The 2,566-nt window shown below is 35.7% G+C and carries 4 protein-coding genes; all 4 read left to right on the top strand.

The window, feature by feature from the left end; translation table 11 throughout:
- Positions 1–602: 602 nt before the first annotated feature.
- From RWN13_RS23585 to RWN13_RS23570, 4 genes are read left to right on the top strand one after another with little or no spacing between them, the layout of a single operon-like run.
- Positions 603–812: a helix-turn-helix transcriptional regulator gene (locus RWN13_RS23585; protein ID WP_155125239.1), complete on the top strand. Its 210-nt coding sequence runs from the start codon at positions 603–605 to the stop codon at positions 810–812.
- A complete protein-coding gene (locus RWN13_RS23580; protein WP_314068711.1) occupies positions 809–991 on the top strand; it encodes a hypothetical protein in 183 nt (60 codons plus the stop codon). The genes RWN13_RS23585 and RWN13_RS23580 overlap by 4 nt, the downstream gene beginning before the upstream one ends.
- Positions 992–1,004: 13 nt before the next feature.
- On the top strand, positions 1,005–1,355 hold the full coding sequence (locus tag RWN13_RS23575; protein WP_314068710.1) for a PspC domain-containing protein: 351 nt from the start codon (positions 1,005–1,007) through the stop codon (positions 1,353–1,355).
- A gap of 14 nt (positions 1,356–1,369) precedes the next feature.
- The gene (locus tag RWN13_RS23570; RefSeq protein WP_314068708.1) at positions 1,370–2,071 is read left to right on the top strand and encodes a DUF3169 family protein; all 702 of its coding nucleotides are present in this window, start codon (positions 1,370–1,372) and stop codon (positions 2,069–2,071) included.
- Positions 2,072–2,566: the final 495 nt, after the last annotated feature.

Here is a 2,566-nt window from a genome sequence, read left to right as displayed (position 1 = left end):
ATACATTTAAAAAAGTAGAGATACCGGCATAAGAAAATTTTAATTGGCCCAACTCTATCTATCTGTTCGATAGATGGTCCAGTATGTTACCATATAAGCAAAAATGGACTTCGAAATGTTAGAGTCCTACGTCCATTCAAAAAAATGACACTACTTACAAATACGGCTGCAACCTGACAAAGTCAGTTGCCTATAAACCTTAATCAACAAGATACTATCAATCTATACAGACATTCAAGAATTTTCTCTTGCCTGTCTTTTTTTGTCTAAAAAACTAAAATTTATCCCGTTATTTTTTGATTTTAAGTATCCATTTCACCTCTATTTAGAAAAATATTAAATCAATCCTTATTCAGAATAATAATTTTGATCGCTATTATTTAAAAAATGACAAAAATAATGATATTTTTGACTAATATCGTTGTCAAAAATAAAAAGATGTGTTACAATGTAATTAAGTTAAAGAAAGAAGACCTTAGATAGGGAGAAACTATGTGGGTATCGGTAATACTATCTTATTTAATGGCAAAGGAGGAAATATCAAATTCTACTGTTTTTAGGTTATCTAAGCCAAGTGGTTGAGTTTGATGACAATGGTAAATATGAAGCTAAAAAATCGTTTAAAAGAGCTTCGCGCTCGTGATGGTTTAAACCAAACCGAGCTTGCAAAGCTAGCAGGTATATCGAGGCAGACCGTTAGTTTGCTAGAGCGTGATGAGTATACCCCCTCTATTATTATCGCCTTGAAAATCTCTCAGATATTTCATGAGCCAGTAGAGTCGGTATTTCGCTTAGAGGAGGAAGAATCATGAACAAATATAGAGTAATGTATTATCTTTGTATCATTGCCTTTGTAGCAAATGTTTCGATGATGATCGGGACCTTGCTGGGATGGATTCACATTTTAGACAGTAACTATTTTTTCTGGACTAGCTTGATTTTTAGTTTCGTCTTTGAGCGGGTGGAAAAGAAAGTAAAAGAAAGAGTATAAAAGGAGTAAGATTATGAAAGAGTTTTTGGCAGAATTTCAAGTGGATACCGAACACAAAGAAATTGCAGGGGTTTGTGCGGGTATCGCTAATTATTTCAAGGTAGACCCTCTGATGATTCGTGCACTGGCTTGTTTGCTTTTTCTATCTTCGATAGAAATTAGTCTTCTCACCGTGATAAGCTATGCTCTTTTAGCTGGATGGATGGGGAGTGGATCTCTTGAAGAGGTCATCAAAAAATCAGGGTACAAGATCCTATTTTTCTATCTAGTTGCCATTCTCCTGAATAGCTTTGGTGATCAAGTGTTAACAGCTACCTTTGGATTTGGTCATGCTCTGGTTCAAGGGCTACTTAGTTTATTTTAGAAAGAAGATGGGAAATGAAAAAGAAACATTTATTACTATTGTTAGGAAGTTTATTCTTGGGTGGTTTAATCGGAATGTTTGGTGTTGCCTTCACAAATCTTCATTTAAACATTTCTCAAGAGCAAGTACAGTTTGTTTTGACGACCTTCTTTTTCTGTCTGGGAATACTATCGACCATAGTAGCTCTTTATTTTATTATGAATAGTAGGAAAGCTTATGATAGCTACCTAGCAGAAGAAGATGATGAATTAAATGAGCTGGCTTATATCAAGATGTATCGCTCTTTAGATTATGGGACAGTTGCTTACAATGTTTTGCAAGTTAGTATGTTTTTCAGTTTGGTTACCGTGTTACCTAGTCATGATCTTCCGTTATCAGTTTTTCTCTTAGCGGTATTAACCATTCTTGTTGGAAGTTTCTGCGTCAAAACAACGAGCAAAATTCGTAATTACCAGATCCCTATTTTAGCCACACCAAAAGAGGTATTAGACTATCTAGAAACGTATGATGAGGGAGAAAAACAGGCGGAAATGGCAGAGGCTTATTTAATCTTGTTCAAACTCAATCAGCTAATCTTACCATCGGTCTATATCATCTTATTTGCCTTATCCATCATTCTTGGTGAAGTGCAGTTAGTTGGTGTCCTTATAACGGCTCTAATCCATCTCTATATCAATATTGCACAATTAAGAAAAACAAAACGATACTTTAAATAGCGTGGATTTATATGAATGGTGTTGAAAATGGAGGTGACGATGTTGAAAGGGATGAGTCAATCAAAATTTATTCTGTTTCAAGATAAAGCGATCACATAAAAAACTGAAAAGCTCGTAAAGCAGCACCATTTAGTAAACCTTTCTTTAAAAGAAAGACAATCGTTATAAGAGAGTGGGACAGAAATCGTTAATTCGTTAGAATTCGATTTCGTCGTCCCACCTCCGCACAGTTGAGTAGGGCTGTAAAAGCTGATGAAATCAGCGTAGTAGAGCCCACTCAACCACTGCGTCTTGCTCGACAATCCAAAGACAATTGAGAGGCTAGGACTTTTGTCCCAGCCTCTTTTTTCTATACCCAAGATGAATGAAAAAAACACCCTATCTTCCACAGTCAAACGTGACGGTAGAAAATAGAGTGATTCCAGAATGTTAAAAATTAGTTATCGTCTTTGTGAAGGATATTCTTCACGCCCTTGATAGCTCCTTCAACAGCTT

It is taken from the genome of uncultured Vagococcus sp., assembly GCF_963518325.1.
GTDB lineage: Bacteria > Bacillota > Bacilli > Lactobacillales > Vagococcaceae > Vagococcus_D.
Note: the sequence above shows the minus strand (reverse complement) of the source record. Positions and strands in the feature narration are given on the sequence as shown.

Coding starts and splice junctions, on each gene's coding strand:
- RWN13_RS23585 (WP_155125239.1), top strand. CDS start 603: ATGAAGCTAAAAAATCGTTTAAAAGAGCTTCGCGCTCGTGATGGTTTA.
- RWN13_RS23580 (WP_314068711.1), top strand. CDS start 809: ATGAACAAATATAGAGTAATGTATTATCTTTGTATCATTGCCTTTGTA.
- RWN13_RS23575 (WP_314068710.1), top strand. CDS start 1,005: ATGAAAGAGTTTTTGGCAGAATTTCAAGTGGATACCGAACACAAAGAA.
- RWN13_RS23570 (WP_314068708.1), top strand. CDS start 1,370: ATGAAAAAGAAACATTTATTACTATTGTTAGGAAGTTTATTCTTGGGT.